The 17,823-nt window shown below is 34.4% G+C and carries 19 protein-coding genes and 1 tRNA gene; 12 read left to right on the top strand and 8 right to left on the bottom strand.

The window, feature by feature from the left end:
- Positions 1-177 precede the first annotated feature (177 nt).
- From ASM33_RS08245 to glmS, 3 genes are all read left to right on the top strand, one after another.
- Positions 178-933 carry a type I glutamate--ammonia ligase gene (locus ASM33_RS08245; RefSeq protein WP_110409594.1) on the top strand — a complete coding sequence of 252 codons (756 nt, stop codon included), beginning with the start codon at positions 178-180 and terminating at the stop codon, positions 931-933.
- Between the two features lie 185 nt (positions 934-1,118).
- Positions 1,119-1,571 (top strand): preprotein translocase subunit YajC, encoded by a 453-nt coding sequence (gene yajC / locus ASM33_RS08240; RefSeq protein WP_110409595.1) that lies wholly within the window; start codon positions 1,119-1,121, stop codon positions 1,569-1,571.
- Between the two features lie 29 nt (positions 1,572-1,600).
- Positions 1,601-3,421, top strand: a complete 1,821-nt coding sequence (gene glmS / locus ASM33_RS08235) for a glutamine--fructose-6-phosphate transaminase (isomerizing) (RefSeq protein ID WP_110409596.1) — start codon at positions 1,601-1,603, stop codon at positions 3,419-3,421.
- 52 nt (positions 3,422-3,473) lie between these two features.
- On the opposite strand, the gene ASM33_RS08230 is transcribed toward glmS, so the two are convergent.
- Together ASM33_RS08230 and ASM33_RS08225 are read right to left on the bottom strand one after the other, a co-directional pair.
- The gene (locus ASM33_RS08230; protein ID WP_157956349.1) at positions 3,474-4,460 is read right to left on the bottom strand and encodes an integrase core domain-containing protein; all 987 of its coding nucleotides are present in this window, start codon (positions 4,458-4,460) and stop codon (positions 3,474-3,476) included.
- A gap of 100 nt (positions 4,461-4,560) precedes the next feature.
- Complete coding sequence (locus ASM33_RS08225; RefSeq protein WP_110409597.1) at positions 4,561-5,736, bottom strand: aspartate aminotransferase family protein; 1,176 nt, start codon at positions 5,734-5,736, stop codon at positions 4,561-4,563.
- A 66-nt stretch (positions 5,737-5,802) separates the two neighbouring features.
- Between ASM33_RS08225 and ASM33_RS08220 the strand changes: the two genes are divergently transcribed.
- The gene (locus ASM33_RS08220) at positions 5,803-7,230 is read left to right on the top strand and encodes a sensor histidine kinase (RefSeq protein WP_110409598.1); all 1,428 of its coding nucleotides are present in this window, start codon (positions 5,803-5,805) and stop codon (positions 7,228-7,230) included.
- Between the two features lie 97 nt (positions 7,231-7,327).
- Here the strand turns inward: ASM33_RS08220 and ASM33_RS08215 are convergent, their stop codons facing one another.
- The 5 genes from ASM33_RS08215 to ASM33_RS08200 form a co-directional block, all read right to left on the bottom strand.
- Positions 7,328-8,575 carry a hypothetical protein gene (locus tag ASM33_RS08215; RefSeq protein WP_110409599.1) on the bottom strand — a complete coding sequence of 416 codons (1,248 nt, stop codon included), beginning with the start codon at positions 8,573-8,575 and terminating at the stop codon, positions 7,328-7,330.
- Between the two features lie 181 nt (positions 8,576-8,756).
- Complete coding sequence (locus tag ASM33_RS08450; RefSeq protein ID WP_157956405.1) at positions 8,757-8,966, bottom strand: hypothetical protein; 210 nt, start codon at positions 8,964-8,966, stop codon at positions 8,757-8,759.
- A gap of 221 nt (positions 8,967-9,187) precedes the next feature.
- Positions 9,188-9,991, bottom strand: coding sequence for a PAS domain-containing protein (locus ASM33_RS08210; protein ID WP_110409600.1), 804 nt, complete (start codon positions 9,989-9,991; stop codon positions 9,188-9,190).
- A gap of 82 nt (positions 9,992-10,073) precedes the next feature.
- Positions 10,074-10,991, bottom strand: a complete 918-nt coding sequence (locus ASM33_RS08205) for an FKBP-type peptidyl-prolyl cis-trans isomerase (protein WP_110409601.1) — start codon at positions 10,989-10,991, stop codon at positions 10,074-10,076.
- On the bottom strand, positions 10,984-11,784 hold the full coding sequence (locus tag ASM33_RS08200) for a polyprenyl synthetase family protein (protein ID WP_110409602.1): 801 nt from the start codon (positions 11,782-11,784) through the stop codon (positions 10,984-10,986). The genes ASM33_RS08205 and ASM33_RS08200 overlap by 8 nt, the downstream gene beginning before the upstream one ends.
- An 83-nt stretch (positions 11,785-11,867) precedes the next feature.
- Between ASM33_RS08200 and acpP the strand changes: the two genes are divergently transcribed.
- From acpP to ASM33_RS08185, 3 genes are all read left to right on the top strand, one after another.
- Positions 11,868-12,128 carry an acyl carrier protein gene (gene acpP, locus ASM33_RS08195; RefSeq protein ID WP_110409603.1) on the top strand — a complete coding sequence of 87 codons (261 nt, stop codon included), beginning with the start codon at positions 11,868-11,870 and terminating at the stop codon, positions 12,126-12,128.
- A 13-nt stretch (positions 12,129-12,141) separates the two neighbouring features.
- Positions 12,142-13,413, top strand: coding sequence for a beta-ketoacyl-ACP synthase II (fabF, locus tag ASM33_RS08190; RefSeq protein WP_110409604.1), 1,272 nt, complete (start codon positions 12,142-12,144; stop codon positions 13,411-13,413).
- A 131-nt stretch (positions 13,414-13,544) separates the two neighbouring features.
- Positions 13,545-14,345: a hypothetical protein gene (locus ASM33_RS08185; protein ID WP_110409605.1), complete on the top strand. Its 801-nt coding sequence runs from the start codon at positions 13,545-13,547 to the stop codon at positions 14,343-14,345.
- 62 nt (positions 14,346-14,407) lie between these two features.
- Here the strand turns inward: ASM33_RS08185 and tldD are convergent, their stop codons facing one another.
- Positions 14,408-15,838 (bottom strand): metalloprotease TldD, encoded by a 1,431-nt coding sequence (gene tldD, locus ASM33_RS08180; RefSeq protein WP_110409606.1) that lies wholly within the window; start codon positions 15,836-15,838, stop codon positions 14,408-14,410.
- 62 nt (positions 15,839-15,900) lie between these two features.
- On the opposite strand from tldD, the gene ASM33_RS08175 reads away from it, so the two are divergent.
- The 5 genes from ASM33_RS08175 to ASM33_RS08160 all read left to right on the top strand — a co-directional run bounded on the left by ASM33_RS08175 (position 15,901) and on the right by ASM33_RS08160 (position 17,805).
- Positions 15,901-15,984, top strand: a tRNA-Leu gene (locus ASM33_RS08175).
- A 43-nt stretch (positions 15,985-16,027) separates the two neighbouring features.
- Positions 16,028-16,198, top strand: coding sequence for a hypothetical protein (locus ASM33_RS08445; RefSeq protein WP_157956404.1), 171 nt, complete (start codon positions 16,028-16,030; stop codon positions 16,196-16,198).
- 39 nt (positions 16,199-16,237) lie between these two features.
- Positions 16,238-16,627: a hypothetical protein gene (locus tag ASM33_RS08170; protein ID WP_157956403.1), complete on the top strand. Its 390-nt coding sequence runs from the start codon at positions 16,238-16,240 to the stop codon at positions 16,625-16,627.
- A gap of 14 nt (positions 16,628-16,641) precedes the next feature.
- Positions 16,642-17,313, top strand: a complete 672-nt coding sequence (locus ASM33_RS08165; RefSeq protein ID WP_110409608.1) for a hypothetical protein — start codon at positions 16,642-16,644, stop codon at positions 17,311-17,313.
- A 93-nt stretch (positions 17,314-17,406) separates the two neighbouring features.
- Entirely contained in the window at positions 17,407-17,805 is a 399-nt protein-coding gene (locus ASM33_RS08160; RefSeq protein WP_110409609.1) for a hypothetical protein, read from the top strand.
- The last annotated feature ends 18 nt before the right edge of the window (positions 17,806-17,823 follow it).

Here is a 17,823-nt window from a genome sequence, read left to right as displayed (position 1 = left end):
GATCATTTTATTTCAAGAAGGTGAAAAAATTGTAAACTTCGCTTGTCGTCTAGGGTTAGAGCGTGCTGTTAAAAATAATTGTATATTCCACCTAAATAAGATGTTAAATTTATTGGGAAATAAGTAAAGTATTAATATAAATATAACTAATCTAGTATGGATTACTGAAGTAAATTTATGACTATATTAAGTAATTTAAATTATCATGTCATATTCGGCATTGAGTTAGAATTTTATATTGAAGGAATAGAAGAAGATTTATTCCTAAATAGCATTGGAGATAAAATTGTTTCACTTGGATTTTCTTGTGAGAGAGAAAGTTCTATACATCAATATGAGGTGAAAAGTGGTTGTTATAATAATCGCAACAATTTAACTAAGCATTTTGAGCTAGTAAAAGGATTGCTTTCTGAGATAGTACAAAAACTTGGTGGTAGTATCTCTTTTAAAGCAAAACCCTATTTGGATAGAGCAGGCAGCGCATTAAATGTGCATGTTAACTTAGTTGATTCAAACAACAATAATTTATTTTATAGCGATGAACATAAATATAGTGATTACCTACTTCATAGTATTGGCGGATTATGTGCAATGATGAAAAAACATATGTCAGTTTTTGCTCCAAACGATGATTCTTATTTAAGGTTTCAATATCCAGATATTCACACTCCAACTACAGTGAGCTGGGGCGTAAATAACAGAACTGCTGCGATAAGAATACCTGATTTTGCTGGCAATTTTGAGAAATGTCGCTTAGAACATCGTGTTCCTGGAGCAGATTGTAATCTTGAAAAAGTCCTTGAAGCAATAATTGAAGGCATAATTTTTGGTATAGAGAATAAAATTGCCCCACCAAGCAGAATATACGGGGTTGCATCTGATCCTCAATATAAAATGGAGAAACTACCATTGGATATTATATCAAATCAATAAATTGTAAGAATATTAGCTTTGTGTAGTGTATCTCATGTTTTACTCTTTGAATTTAAATACTTAATTATTGTATATAATTTTTAATATTACGAGTTTATCAGAGTTCTACTCTTGACATAGCATAGTATTATAATTAATACTTAAATAGATTTGCTTAAATTTATTGTTAACAATTAGGATTGAATATGTTTATTTCTGAAGTATTTGCAGCAGATGCGGCTAGTAATGCATCGAGCGTTGGTGCATCTTTTGCTAGCTTTATTCCATTGGTTTTAATATTTGCAGTGTTTTATTTTCTTATTATTCGACCACAGCATAAAAAGCTGAAAGAACACAAAAAAATTATAGATCAAATAAAACGTGGTGATATGGTCATTACCTCTGGTGGTATAGTAGGTGAAGTTATCAAGGTTGATGAAATAAATGCACAATTCGTAATAGAGATATCACCGAAAGTTGAAATAAAAGTTCTAAAATCTGCTATATCTGAAGTCTTAAATAAAAATGCAAACCAGTCCCAAAAACCAACAAGCACTCCTGTTGAAAAAGATAAAACAGAAAAGGATAATAAAAAAAACAAAGGTAAGCAAGTAGGCGGTGCAAAGGAAAAAGACAATAAAGGAAAGAAGGCTTCATAACTTAAAAATTCTTGTTTGGTGCTTTATTTGTGTGTGGAATATTAGGTGTAGTTAGTAATGGTGATTCAGTAGTACAAACTTTATTGACTGGATTACAGAAGTTGGAGTATAGAGGTTATGATTCTGCAGGCATAGCCATCATAAATAAGGAAGGTGAAATAGAAGTTAAAAAATCAGAAGGTAGAGTTGAAAAGCTCTGCAGGATCATAAATGATAGCAAAATATCCAGCAGCACAATTGGCATAGCCCATACTCGCTGGGCTACACATGGTGTCCCAACTCTTAAAAACGCTCATCCAATTCATACAAATAAGGTTGTTGTTGCTCACAATGGCATAATTGAAAATTATAACTTACTAAAAAAGGATCTAGAAGAGAGAGGAATCCTTTTTAATACTGATACTGATACTGAAGTTATACCAAACATATTGACTTTATATCTGAGTGAAGGATTGTCTCCCATTGATGCTTTGTTCAAGTGTTTGAATAATCTACACGGCTCATTTGCTTTAGTTTTATTGTTTGCAGAATATCCAGACACTTTATTTGTTGCAAAAAGAAATTTACCTTTAGCAATAGGTTATAACTGTGGTGCGGTGTTTGCTGCATCCGACTCTAATACCCTAAGTTCATTTGTGGAAAGAGTATCGCATTTGGAAAATGGTGATATTGCAGTAATAAAATTTGGTGAGGTTGAAATATACAATAATGGTATACAGGTTGAACGTAGCATAGAGAGTAATAGTCTGAACAATTTTTTAATCAGCAAAAATGGTTACTCTAGCTTTATGCTAAAAGAAATTTTCGATCAGCCATGTGCTTTAAATAACACGATAAATCAATTTTACAAAAAATATAAATCTGTTCTATTTGAAAACAAGGAATTATTTTCTGAACTTTCTCATATTACTATAATTGGATGCGGTTCATCTTATTTTGCTGGACTAATAGCTAAATATTGGCTGGAGAGTATAGCTCGCATTCGTGTCCATTTAGAAATTTCATCGGAGTTTAGGTACAGTAATGCTCACTTGGAGAAAGGAGGTGTTGGGTTATTTCTTTCTCAATCTGGAGAAACTGCAGATACTATGGAGGCATTACGTTACGCGAAATCACAAGGGCAAACTATTATCAGTATAACTAACACGCCCAGTAGTAGTATAGAAAAAATATCAGATATTGTATTACATACTCTGGCTGGACCAGAAATTGGTGTTGCCTCAACAAAAACATTCTCAAGCCAGCTCGCTATTTTAATGTGCTTTGCAGTTGAGCTTGCAAAGATAAAAGGTGTCTTAAATGAAAACAATTTAAAGCAATTAAGTAACGCTATCAATTCCATTCCTGAGTACGTTGAATATGTTTTAAACATTCAGAAAATACAATGTGTAGCAAGTAACATCTTGAAATATAACAACGTTATTTTAATTGGCAGGGGAAGTTCATATGGAGTTGCGATGGAAGGCGCTCTAAAAATAAAGGAGCTTTCATATATTAATGCCATTGGTATTGCAGCAGGAGAAATGAAGCATGGTTCAATTGCTCTGATAGACTCCACTGTACTTGTTATAGCAATTATTCCTTACGATGACTTATTTTTTAAAACGCTGTCTAACATACAAGAAATAGTTACAAGGAATGGCAAAGTAATTGCTTTCAGCGATAAGCAGGGAGAGCCATTTCTAAAAGATATTTGTGAAGACGTAGTCCAACTTCCTGAAGTTGACAGTTTTATCTCTCCTATTATTTATAATGTTGCTATGCAACTTCTTGCTTACTTCACCGCAGTTGAAAAAGGATTAGATGCTGATCACCCAAGAAATTTAGCTAAATCCGTTACGGTTGAATAGTTAGAGCTACCCCAGTACCGATTAATAACATCGTCATCCCTGTAAAGGTCAACTAATTCATTGACAAATTTTGCAAAAAGCTCAAAGGAGTAATACCTCCAAGAGCTTGATGCGGCCTGTGTTCATTGTAATAAATTAAATATCTAAACAATTCATCCTTAAATTCTTGAACGGTCTCAAACGTTGTTCCCTCAATCAAATCATCATTTAAAGTCCGCCAAAAGCGCTCTACTTTGCCATTTGTTTGTGGTCTATATGGCCTTGTATATAAATGCTTTAAGCCAATTTCAACTAACATTCTTTCAAATGGATGTCCATCCAAATTACTTCTTGATGCAAACTCTGGTCCATTGTCTGTCATTACTTCTTTGAACTGAATACTGTAACTTTGCTTTATATAATTAAAACATCTGAGCACTGCAAACATTACATTCAGACTCTGAATATTTTCTAAAACTTCTGCCCATGCTATACGGCTTGCATCGTCTATTACACACACTAAATAGTATCTTTTGCTCTCATTTATTATCATATCTTTACTCAGATAATGACAGTCTATATGTGCCAATTCTCCAGCTTTTTCCCTGATTATCTTTCTCTTCACCTCTTTTTCTTTTGTGCTCAACTTATTCATGCCGGCTCTCTTAATAATATTATATATACCAGATGGAGAAGGTGTTTTGTTGCCCAACTTTTTTGCTAGTATAGCACAAATTTCATATTTATTTATCCCTTTTTTCCGCTCCTCTATAACTGCTTTTTCTATTTCAATATCTGTTCTTCTACTTTCCCATCTTGGACCTCTTTTTCTTGGTAAAAACTCTTTTTCTAATCCGCTATTTCTATACCTATTATAATATTTACAGAATGTTTGTCTGTTGATTCCATTAGCGTGATAAAAATCGCCTACAAATCTATAAAATGGATGCTTTTTTGCCTTTGTTTGCTCATATTCTTTGATCAAAAATCTCCATTTACTTTGGTAATTTCTCTCTAAAGTTTTATCTTCTGTGTTTCTTCTCATACCTAACTCCCTCAAAAATGTTTCTTTTATCTTAACATTTTTGTCATCGAATTAGTTGACCTTTACAGGGATGACGATATTATTAATCGGTAAATCTTACTTATTTCAGCTATATCTAGCCAGAAAATTTCTCAGATAAGTATTTGCTCAAAATCTCAACGCCTGCATCAATTTCTTTTTCAGTGATAATGAGTGGTGGAAGAATTCTCACAACGTTATCAGACGTTACTCCAACTGTTAGCAATCCACGGTGACTTAACTCGTCCGCAAATTTTTTGTTATCTGTTTTCACTTTCATTCCAAGCATTAGCCCAATACCTCTCACTTCTTCTATTATTGAAAATTTTCTAGCTAGATCTTCTAACTTGCTTTTTAAGTACTTACCTCTAGCTTCAATGTTTTCTAAAAAATCGGCCTTAAGCAATTCATCAAGGACAGCATTGCCAACTGATGTTGCAAGCGGATTGCCACCAAAAGTAGAGCCGTGCATGCCAACCGCCATGTACTGAGCTGCTCTTTCAGTTGCAAGGCAAACCCCAAGTGGAAAGCCACCTCCGATTCCTTTCGCAAGAGCGCACATGTCAGGCTTCACTCCTATATTCTCATACGCAAATAATTTTCCTGTTCTACCAGCACCACATTGTACGCAATCGAAAAATAACAATATGTCATTTTCGTCGCATAATTCCCTTAATCCCTTTAGAAAGGTTTTGTCCATTACTTTAACGCCACCTTGCCCTTGTATTGGCTCTATTAATATAACACCTATACCATTTGAAATTGCTTTTTTCACGCTTTCAATATTGGGTTCAACGTTATCACACCAATCAATATAAGGGTTAAGCAATTCGGAAAAATTTCGTTTGTCATTTGCCGCACAAGTTAAAAAAGTTCTTCCATGAAATGCACCATGAAATGTCAAAATTCTGTGACGATTTTTGTTCCCTTTTCCGTTTTGATAGGCCCTAGCAATTTTTATCCCAGACTCTACAGCTTCTGATCCAGAGTTTGTAAAAAATACTGTGTCAGCAAAACTGTTAGTTATTAACCTTTTTGCAAAGTGATTAGCAGTTGGTATATTATAGGTGTTTGATATATGCCACAACTTTTCTCCCTGCGTTTTAAGAGCGCTAATTAGTTGTGGATTAGCGTGACCTAAACTATTAACAGCTATTCCAGAATGAAAATCTATGTAGCGCTTACCATCAACATCGTACAAATATACACCTTCGCCATAAGAAAAATCTATGTTAATAGGAGAATAAACTGGTAAGTTAGGAGAAATCGTCATAAAAATATGATATATTAAACTTTATTGTTAATAACATAAAAACAGCTGTTTTACAATGAGAAGGATATGTATAAGCCAAGTAAATCGATATTTTCTGTAATAAAAAAAGACGGACACGTAAGAATCGCCTTGTTACTTTTGTCAATTTTGATACTTTTATCTAGCGTTATATACTGTAACTATTCGCTAAAAAGCAACTTGCTTTCTTCTTACCGTTCCTCAAATATAAACTTAAAGACTGCACTTGAAAATAGCATATTCAAAAAATATCACTATTTGCTCATGGAAAAACACCATGTTGAATATAAAAATCTTGATTATATAAACCAATTAGTAAAATTCCGCGCTGAATTATTGCAGTTGACCGGCAAAATAAGCAATATGAGCCTAATATTGTATGATCAAAATAATAGAATTATGTTCAATAGCTTCAATAGTCAGGATGATGATTATGAACAATTACTTACAAATAATGAGATTGATAAATTATTAAATGGTCAAGAGATATTCTATACTATGGACAATAGGCTTATTTCTATTTTTCCTATCTCATATGAGAACACGATAAAACCATCGTTTTTTTTGAAGGTCTTTCGAAGCTATAACCATTCTTACGTTATGGTATATAGTCTGTTCTTAACTTCCATAAGCATATTATTAGTAATTCTAATGCTAATAATGTATTATTTAAATGCCTCTAATACTCAAATGCTAGTTAAGCAACATAAAACTAATATCGAGTTACAGCAAATAAAAGAAACATTGGAGCAAGAAAATGCAAATAAGCTAAAGTTTTTTGCAAGCGTTACGCATGAGTTACGCACACCCCTCAATGCTATTATTGGGTTTGCAGAACTGATTAAGAATGACACCTTAGATTCGATGGATAATTCACAATATAAAGAGTATGCAGACGATATATATAATGCAGGAGCGCACTTACTTAGCTTGATTAATGATGTGCTGGATTTTTCAAAAGCAGAGTCAAGTAGTTTAACGGTGGAAAAAGTAAAATTTAACCTGAATAAAATAATAGACTCATGTTTGGATATGTTACTGCCCAAGTTAAAAGAAACCGGGATCAATTTAAAAAAAGAGATACCTAATAAACAACTATTAGTTATTGCAGACCCAAAGAGAATGAAGCAAGTGATGATAAACTTATTATCAAACTCAATTAAATTCACTCCAAAAAATGGTTTGATCAGAATGGTGATTAATGAGTATACAGAGAAAAATTTATTAACTATTGAGTTTCATGACAATGGAATAGGGATAATGCAGCAGGATATATATAAAGTTATGTCTGTTTTTGGTCAAGCGGATTCAGGGTATAGAAACGAAGGAACAGGCATCGGATTACCACTCAGTAAGAAGTTAGTGGAATTAATGGGCGGAACTTTCGATATAAAAAGTGAAGCAAAACTTGGCACTACGATAACGTTGAATTTCTTTTATGAAGAACAAACCTGTGAGAACTTGATTGATTTTTAGCTTGGAGTCTAAAACCGCAGCCTCTAGCCAACTAAGCAAGAACTGCGGTTTAAATGGTAGAAGAAAAGGTAGAGATGGCTCTACCTTTTGTTGCTATTTACGATGATTTTACTGATAGGCCATTAAATTTTCCTACAAATGCACTAGAAACATCGGTATCGTCCAAGAATGAAGGGAAGAGTCCTTTAGCTTTTGTTTCAAAGTTAGCTTCATTAATGTTGTCAGCTGAGTCAGCTTTTTCAGCAATTTTAGCTTCGTTAGCACCAACACGAACTGTAAGTCCAGCAACTTCCTTCCTTAATCCATCAGTAGTAGTCTTACCCACAACACCTTCAAGATCTGTGATAGCCTGCTCATTATCAGTAACTTGCTGAGTCAATGATTTACCATTTTTAGGACCTGCTAATGTCTCTTCGGCAGTCTTCACGCGATTGCCAAGATCAGTAACTTTTCCAGATATTCCAGTATCAGTGCTCCCATCACCCATAACAGTCTTCTTAAGAGCTGTGTGACTAGTCTCGTTGATTGTCACGCGACCTTCAACAGCAGTAACTTGTGCAACTAATCCCATATTGTTCTTCGTACCATCACCATTTAATTTAACTTCGTTAGCACCCACGCGCTTTTCAAGAACTGTAACAGTAGGTGAGTTCTTAATTTTCCCCTCCAGTTCATTTGCCTTAACTAGTTCTTTAGTTGCATTATTCAGCTGATCTGTAGTAGCAAAAGCTACACCATTTACAGCATCCTTAACGGCTGTTTGAGCCATGTCTCCAACTACTGCCTTAGCTTCTTGTGTAGCTACGTCCTTAGCCATTACCTTAGCTTGATCTCCAAGTAATCTGGTGCCCTCGGCTCTAATTGCTGCCTTAGCTACATTTTCAGCTATTGTCTTAGATGCTTGATTCTGAGCTTCAGCTTCTCCCTTAGATTTCTCAGCCGCTTGAGCATATTCTCCAGCTTTTCTAGAGTGACCTTCGGCTCCTTCAGCTAATGTTTTAGCTCCTTCTATTCCCACCGCTAGTTCCTCATTCTTATACATTTGCTGATATACAGAAACAGCATGTGCTACAGAAAATGCCACTACTAAAACTAAAGATATAATCGCAGGAGCATTGGCAAAAAATCCAATAAATCCTAAAAATGCAGGTAACGCTGCAACCCCAATCGCTCCAGTAGCAATCGATATTGCCATTGCTGCCGCTATTGCACATGCAAGAGAAGAGACAACTGATACACTCATCTCTATTATAGGTGCAGTGTTTTTCCATTTTCTTATTCTTATGCTTGGTCTTGTACTTGTTTTAACTTGTTCGTTCTTATTATTTTCGTTAGGTTGTCCCATAATAAACTCTCTTTTAATATAAGGTTAATAAAAGTCGAATGTATGTTAATAAAATACGCATGTCAACATGTTTTTTAACGCTATTCTTTAAAAAGTATACATTTTTAACAAACTCTAGTAGGCTCCGTTGAATTGCCTATTGCATAGGCGTATTAAAGGTTGTATTTTGCTACCATATGACTTAATCCACTGCTGTACGAACTTCTAGTTTAATGCATATAACCGTTGATGTCATTCGGCTTTGTTTCATAGCTACAGAAAGATTTGAAGTTATTAATAAAACTTCCCCTTTTTTCGTCATCCAAGTGCATTGACACTTGGATCCAGCAAGCAAAGGTTGCATATAACACGTTGTTGGCATTGAAAATGTACAAACAGATTCTAGCGTCACGCGCTAGAATGACAAAGGCGTGTAGTATTTTTGAGCTATGCAACAAAGCCGGATGACACCCTTGGTTGATACTTAATACCAGTCCTATCGCTTTGCGAGATGTTCGTACAGTTGTGTGCTTGACACTTGGATGGCAAGAAAGGGGCTACTCGGATAGACAACTGCTTGTTTTCAAAAATTGTTTAAATATTACTGATTCTATTCGATAAGCCTTACCTATTTTAGTTATATATTGTGGAAGTGCCCTTTTGAACTATATTGCCATAAATTATTGATATATCTGATAATTTTTTCTCTGAGAGGCGCTTATTGATAGCAGAATGTATACGGTTAATTATTTTACGTGTATCATTCGCATTGCAGTTAACTAAAATGAAAAGCATTTTATTCTCATTAATATATCCTAGAAAGTCATCACTACGGCAATTTTTATGAAAATGCTCTATAACAATTTTCAGTGCATCGTGTGTATCATCGTTACTATTTAAGCCAATCACGCCTATAGCTGCATTAATTTGATATTGAAAAGCGAAGTTTAATATAACATATAGCTCTAGAACGGAGGATTCGTTGTCTGGTATATTGAACGAGTCGTGGTTTTTATATTTTTTACTCATTAGATATTTATCTCTAAATATTCCTAATTTGTGGGAAAAGCTGATATCACGTATCAATAGTTCATAATTTATCTTATTATTAGTAAATTGTGTAGTGCGGAAAACTTTTACTTTTGTCTTTACGTTTTCTCCTTTTGCATCAATTAGAGAAAAATCTATCACTTTGGGTAATATATCAAGTAAATCATGGCCATTTTCTGTATAATCCAAATAATTTTTGATATTATCAGCTGCTCTTGTACTTAAGATATCAATTAATGGTTTATTAAGTAAATTCTCGCTCTTGTATTTTAACAAATCACTTGCAGCCTGGTTTAACCCTAAAATTAACACAGTTTTTTTATCATTATCCTGGCAGATGGAAATCACAGCATCATTTTTCCTCCTTGCAGTTATGAAATCACTCATACTTTTGTTTTATATAATACATTTATAAGTATAATAAAATTATATTAAGTTTTATTTACTTGTTAATATATTTAATTAGGCATTATGGAAGCTGTTCTTCAATGTCTAAGGTTAAAGTAATGATTGAAATATCCTTCTCATTAAAATCTATGTCTTTTATTGACATATCATCAGTAATATTTAAAAGATCAGGTGGAGAAATAATAGTTCTGTTATTACCAGTTTTCATTCCTATAACCCCAAGCTCTATAGCAAGAGGTACTTTTTTATTACCTACTTTAAATTGCGCTGTTTGGTTTTTGATTATATATTTTCCGTTACTCTCACTCACACTATATTTAACCGATATTTCATCACCACATGTTACTTGCTTTCCCGACTTATTAACTAAGTCATTAAAAATCATAAGATCATTTGCTGAGTCTGGATATTGATCCTTTACTTCGATAAGTTTGACATAATAAGAATTGAAATTTGTTTTGTTGTTACTACCAGGATTGTTGATTGTAACTACACGCTCTCCTCCTTCTTTCATCCCAATTACCCCTAAACTCATCTCTTTTAGTTTGTCTTGACCTATTTCCAAAGTAACATCAGAAACTTGATTAAGGAGTGGAAGCGTTGTTGCTAGATTATTATTCTGTATTTTATACATTTGTAACAGCACTTCCTGGCCGCAGAAAGCTTTGCTACCATTACCTTCGCTAATCTCATAAAAATTTATTGCACTTTCTTCTTTTTGTTGTATTATGGCTTGCAAGTATTCTGTCAGCCCATGCTTGTGGATGTATCTATCAAGAGCTGATTCAAGCATGGGTTTCACTAGATAGTATGCTATTGTTTGTATTATACCATCATGTGTGGCATTTATTTCATAAAGCTTATCCTTTTTTTCTGGCTTATCTTTATTTATATAAACAATGGTGAAAACAAAAGCAGAGGTTAAAGTAAGAATTATTACCATGTAGATAAGCAACTGTAATGTAATTTTCCTAATCATCTTTTTTTATTTGATTTAATAAAGTATATAAGTAATCAGTATTTCCCGAAAGCATACTCAAGTTATTCAAAGCCTGTGCAAATAAGTTATCTATATAATCCTCTACTCCACTTTGACCAGCCAGATTATTTGCTTTATCTTGTTTATAATCTTCGATGTCATCCTTAGCTTGAAAAATAAGCCCTAGGTTTACTCCGTAATTATACAATGCTTTTCGGTGTTCGTTCGTAGCATCACCCATTATAGCACCTATTTCGCATGAAGCTGCAAATAGTTTTGCGGTTTTCATCAAATGGATTTTTTTTATCTTGTCAAAGTCTATGTGCTGGTTATTAATGTCTAAAATCTGCCCTCCTACCATTCCATTAGTGCCTATTGCCTGAGAGAGCACTTTTATAATTGCGCAGCATTTGGTGCTGTCTTCATTTAGCGAAGATAACACTTCAAAAGCCAGAGTTAGCAGTGCATCTCCAGCAAGAATTGCTGTTGCTTCATCGAATTTTTTGTGGCAGCTTAGCTGGCCGCGACGAGTGTCACTATTGTCCATACACGGTAAATCATCATGTATAAGGGAGTAAGTGTGGATAAATTCAATTGCTGCAGCAACTGGTATTACTTTTTCAGCTTGCACATTAAATATTTCAGATGAAGCTATAACCAAAAATGGACGTATATACTTTGCTGGTGCAAGTAACATGTAACGCATAGCTGATATAAGCTTATCCTCCTTGTTTTCTGGTAAGTGCTTATTTATTTCTGCAACAAGCAAATTTTTTATCGTTTCATTTAGCATCTTTCAAGTTTATTAATATTAATTATATTGCAAACATAAAAATTTTTTATAACATCAAATAATAGGTTATTTTTTGGTAAAAAATGAACAGCGGAGTAGCAAAAATCACTAGAGAAGATATAGAAACAAAAGTAAAAAGGATTATGTTGGAGCACATTAGTAAGGATGTAGAAAAATTCGGTAGCTCTTCGAAATTATCAGATCATGGCACAGATAGTTTGGACGCAGTTGAAATAATCATGGCAGTGGAAGAAGAATTTGGAATAGAGATTTCAGATGAAGATGCGCAGAAAATGGAAACCATGGAACAAATAGTTGAGTACATTATTAATAAAAAAGGCTAATAGTTAGTGTTAAATGAGCAGAAGAGTAGTAGTTACTGGTATTGGCTTGATCACTCCGCTAGCAGCGGACGTTAAAAATACTTGGACCAAGCTAATAGCTGGTAAGTCTGGTATAAAACCAATAAATACAGATAGATTTGATTCTTCTGATCTTGCTTGCAAGGTTGCAGGGCAAGTGCCAGTACAATCAGATGGTACTCAGCACTATTTTAATCCCATAGATTATATTTCTGAAAAAGATCTAAAAAGGACGGATCGTTTTATTCACTACGGTATTGCAGCAGCTATTCAAGCAGTAGATGATTCATTAATTTTGGAAGACCAAAATATCAATCGAGAGCGTGTTGGTGTAACTATTGGCTCTGGTATAGGTGGGCTTCCCTCAATTCAGGAAAACGTTATCACTATGCAGGAAAAGGGTCCAAGACGCGTAAGTCCATTTTTTGTTCCTGCAAGTTTAATAAACTTAATATCAGGACATGTTTCTATTAAGTATGAATTTACAGGTCCAAATGATTCTGCAGTCACAGCATGTGCAACAGGTGCGCACGCAATTATAAATTCAGCAAGAGCTATAAAACTTGATGAAGCAGATATAATGATTGCAGGGGGAGCAGAAAGTGCACTGTGTAGAGTTGGAATTGCAGGTTTTGCATCGATGAAGGCATTATCAACTAAATTTAACGATAATCCAGAAGAAGCTTCAAGACCATGGGACGAAGAACGTGATGGATTTGTCATGGGTGAAGGCGCAGGTGTTTTGGTGCTGGAAGAATATGAGCATGCAAAAAAGAGGGGAGCAAAAATATATGCTGAGCTGAATGGATATGGACTCACAGGAGATGCACATCACATAACTGCACCACACCCGGAAGGAAGAGGTGCATTTAAAGCAATGGAGCTTGCTCTTCAAAGCGCACAAATCGACTCTAACAAAATAGGGTATATAAATGCACATGGTACTTCAACACCACTTGGAGATAAAATCGAAGTAATAGCAATGAAGCAACTATTTGGTGATTACGCTTATAAAATACCAGTTTCTTCAACTAAATCCTCTATAGGGCACTTGCTTGGTGCTGCAGGAAGCGTTGAGGCAATATTCAGTATTCTTGCATTAAATAGTGGTGTTATTCCGCCGACTTTAAACTTACATAACCCATCAGAAGGGTGTGATTTAAATTTTGTACCATTTAAAGCTCAGGAGCATAAAATTCAATATGCACTTTCTAACTCATTTGGTTTTGGTGGTACCAACGCATCGCTCATTTTTGGACAAGTGTAGTTTACCTTCTTGCACTCACCAGGCTGATCAACTTCATGATCCTATTATTACGGAAATCAATTCTATATCTTTATTAATATAATATTAACACTAAAATGTTAATATATTAACTTTATTAAGGAGTAATTATCATGATAAAACATTATAGCAGTAATCCACATAAGCCAGCCAAATATTATCCTCAAGAATCCTCTTATGCACGAGGAGGTGGGCTGATCGACAATTTCTTTGGCATAAGTAAAGCAGCACAAGAGGCTGCAGAAACAGTTATGGACAAAATGGGTGACGCGTTAAAGGCATCAGCCAGAGAAGTTGGTAGAGAAGAAGCTAGAAAAATGGGCGACGAGTTAAGGGCATTAGCTAGAGAAGCTGGTAGAGAAGAAGCTAATAAAAAAGCCCATGAGATAGAAAAAACCATATTAAATTCTGTTAGTAAGACAGTAGAAAATACAGCAAAAATTGCTAGAGAGACAGCTGAAAAAGCAGTCAAAAATGTAGGGCCGGAAGTTGCAATTTTGCTGAAGCCAGGAGTAAACCTTCAGGTAGAGAAATCAGTAAAAGAGTTTTGCGCAACAAAAATTGAAAACCTAATCAAGCCTGAGATAGAAAATAAAATAAGTGAGTTTATTACTGAAGCCAGAATGGAAAAGGAAGTAAATAGCATTTTACAGTCTGTACGTATAAAAGCGCTTAGTGTTTTAGATAATCATACTCAAAGAGTAGAGAACTATTTTAACCAAGCTAAACTTAATGTTGATAAACAACTTCAATCTTTGAATGATAATGTGGAAAAATTTAAGTGCGACCTTGCAGAAACAAAGTCTGATATTTTAAAGGCTGGTGCACAAAGCTTTCATGAAAGTGCAGCGTCATTGAATGTTATGGCAGACCAGGCAACATGTGGAAGTCATCAAGATCCAATGTATTTTTAACTATAACTTAAGAGTTCTTGTATTATGCAAGAACTCTGTGAGTTTCGAAAGAAGTCTATTATTTACACCTCGGTTCCACCAACAGTTATTGAATCAACTTTAAGCGTTGGCTGACCAACTCCAACTGGTATGCTTTGTCCATCTTTTGAACATGTACCAACTCCAGGGTCTAACTTAAGATCATTGCCAATCATAGATACTTTTTTCAGCACTGTTGGACCATCACCAATTAGTGTTGCTCCCTTAACAGGTTGTGTGATTTTGCCATTTTCTATTAAATAGGCTTCTGAGGAGGAAAAAACAAATTTTCCAGATGTGATATCAACTTGTCCACCACCAAAATTTACTGCATATAGTCCTTTTTTTACACTAGATATAATTTCTTCTGGCGTATTCTTTCCAGGTAACATATAAGTGTTTGTCATACGTGGCATAATCACTTCTTTGTAACTTTCTCTTCTGCCGTTACCAGTTGGATTAACACCCATGAGTTTAGCGTTCATGTGATCCTGCATATAGCCCTTAAGAATCCCGTCTTCTATCAATACATTGTAGCCAGATGGAGTACCTTCATCATCTATGCTAATAGAACCACGTAAATTAGGCAGGGTTCCATCATCAACTACTGTGATACCACTAGCTGCTACTTGCTTACCCAAAGAATTTGAAAATGCTGAAACTTCTTTGCGATTAAAATCACCCTCGAGCCCATGACCTACAGCTTCGTGTAACAATACTCCAGGCCATCCAGAACCTAAAACAACTGTCATTTCCCCAGCTGGAGTTGGGATTGCCTCAAGATTTATCGATGCTTGCTTTAATGCTTGATTTGCGACGTCTTTCCACTTCTTCTCGGAAACAAATTCACTATAAGAGTCTCTTCCTCCATGCCCTGCAGAACCCCTTTCAATTTGACCATTTTTCTCTAAAATAACCAGCACATTAAAACGGACTAGAGGTCTTATGTCGCTTAATCTGTGTTCACCTTCTTTTATTATTTGCACAACTTGCCATTCACCACTAAGAGTTATTTTTACTTGCTTTACAGAACTATTTTTAGATCTTATATATTCATTAACTTCACTCAGTAGTTTAATTTTTGAATTTAAATCTATTTCATTGATTGGATTAACTTTTGAATATAAATTTTTTCTTTCTTCATTTAAGTTTATTGAATTTGTTTTACTCAAATCAGTTGAGTGCTTTACTATAGATGCTGCATTGCTGATTTCTTTTTCACTAATCTCAGAAGAACAAACGAAAGATGTACTATCACCACAAAAAGACCTTAAACCAAACCCCCTTCTAGTGTTTAAATCCACATGCTTTAATATATTATCATCAAAAAGCAGAGACTCTGATTGGCAAAACTCTAAAAATAGCTCACCACCATCACTGTTGCTCAAAGCACTATTGACTATCTTGTACACATTATTAATATTAACATTGTTTTGAGCAAAAAATATTTGATCTAGGTTTATATTTTCTAACATTATTTTTTAACTAAACATCGTTTAAGTATATTATTTAATTTTAACACAGTAAACTATAAAAAGCCCGGGTGGCGGAATTGGTAGACGCGCTAGCTTCAGGTGCTAGTAACTTTTAAGTTGTGGAAGTTCAAGTCTTCTCTCGGGCACTCTTAGATTAGACTTCTTTCGAAACTCGCTTGTGTGAGGCAAGTGCTAGGAGCACGCGGAGCAGAAAACCGCAGTGTATTGAACATACATGAGGATTTGAGCACCGAAGCGACAACGCAATTTCCCACAGAAGTAGAGTTTCGAAAGAAGTCTATTGCATATTTATTTCTTTCTTTAATATTATCAATAAAAAATCGACTCTTTTATAAATAAACGTTATAATAGATAATTAACATTGTAATATAATTCGATATGGAAGATTTATTAAATTTTTTTCATGATAATAATTTTTTCGAGGAAAATGCCAACTACGTAATGTGCATGGGAGATGAATGTATGGTCGCTGTTGGAAAAGACGAAAGTTCAATTTCATATAAACACTATGACGTACTTTCAGATGACGCAATACGCACAGAGACAATCTCTTTTAATGTGGAATCTCTTAAGGTATTAAAATGTGGTCACACTAACGTACCAATAAGTCCCTGGTGTAGCGCTTGGTGTGTAGTACATACCATAGATGAAAGCAAAGGCTGGTCTTATGATAGTGAAGGTAAAGTGACATTTCATGTAACATCAAGCACAAGTGGAAAAGAACCAATCACTGTGAGTATTAAAAAAATAAACTATATGATTCACTAAGAAAGTACTGTGTTATGCGTAATAAAAAAGATTGGTTAGCATATAGAAAGAAAATGCGAACTTATTTAAAACATTTAGTTACTGCATCATCTATTATTCTTCTTGCTGGGTATATAGCAACATCAGTTTTTGGTATTTCTAGCATCAGCGTATACCTTGCTATTGCTGGTGTTACAATAAGTGCAATTTCACTTGCTTTAAATGTATGGTCACTAATTGATCATTTTCAAAAGCATGATGCTAATAAGCAAATTGGAATAGAAAATAGACTTCTTTCGAATCTCACTTGTGAGAGACAAGTGCTAGGAGCACAAGAGGAAAACCGCACTGTATTGAACATACATGAGGATTTGAGCACCGAAGCGACAACGCAATTTCCCACAGAAGTAGAATGTCGAAAGAAGTCTAATACTTCAAAGCAAAAGAAAAAGTTAACAAGGATTTGTTTGGACATAGCATCCAGTGTTTCATTTTTGGTAGGAGGTGCTATACCTTTAATCTTGAGTACAGCTTCGTATGATGTTTCCATTATCTCTTTCGTTTCTACATCTTTTTTTATTGTAGGTTGTGCTGTCATGGCAGTAAATGTTGCTCTGTGGTGTACAGATAGCAAATTACAGAAAGAAGAAAACAATAACGTTCAAATTGAGCAGCATTCTTTTTCAGGAGTTGAAAAAGGGGCTTAATGACTAGATATGCTAATAAATTAATATTTTATTGACTTATATAGAAATATTGTCTATTATATTAATAGTTTAGTAATAAAAGGAGTAAGTATTATGACAGATTTTATAGATTTTTTTAATAGCCACGGTCAAGACTTTTTTAATGACGGTGATTATTACACTATATCTCAATATAGTGTAGATAATAATGGAAGTGAACACACTACTACATATTCAATGAAGTATGATACATGTGGATTAAAAGACTTGTCGTTTGGAAATTGGTCTGAAATGTCCAGTGGCGGAGAAACGCATATTATAATGTTTCTACCAGACTCTCCGGAAATGGAAGAAATTATGTGTGATAAAGAGTTGAATCATTGTGATCTCAACAACTATACATTGGATGGAGGAGCTTTATCTTTGGATGGAAAAGAGGTAACATTTAATATGATTCCAAAAGAAAACAACCCCTCTAAGGAGTTCGATACTATCAGTATTAGAAGAGTATAATAGAATAGAATTCTTTCG

The organism is Wolbachia endosymbiont of Folsomia candida, from assembly GCF_001931755.2.
Classification (GTDB): Bacteria; Pseudomonadota; Alphaproteobacteria; order Rickettsiales; family Anaplasmataceae; genus Wolbachia.
The sequence above is the reverse complement of the archived record's forward strand: the minus strand, read 5'-3'. Positions and strand labels throughout refer to the sequence as shown.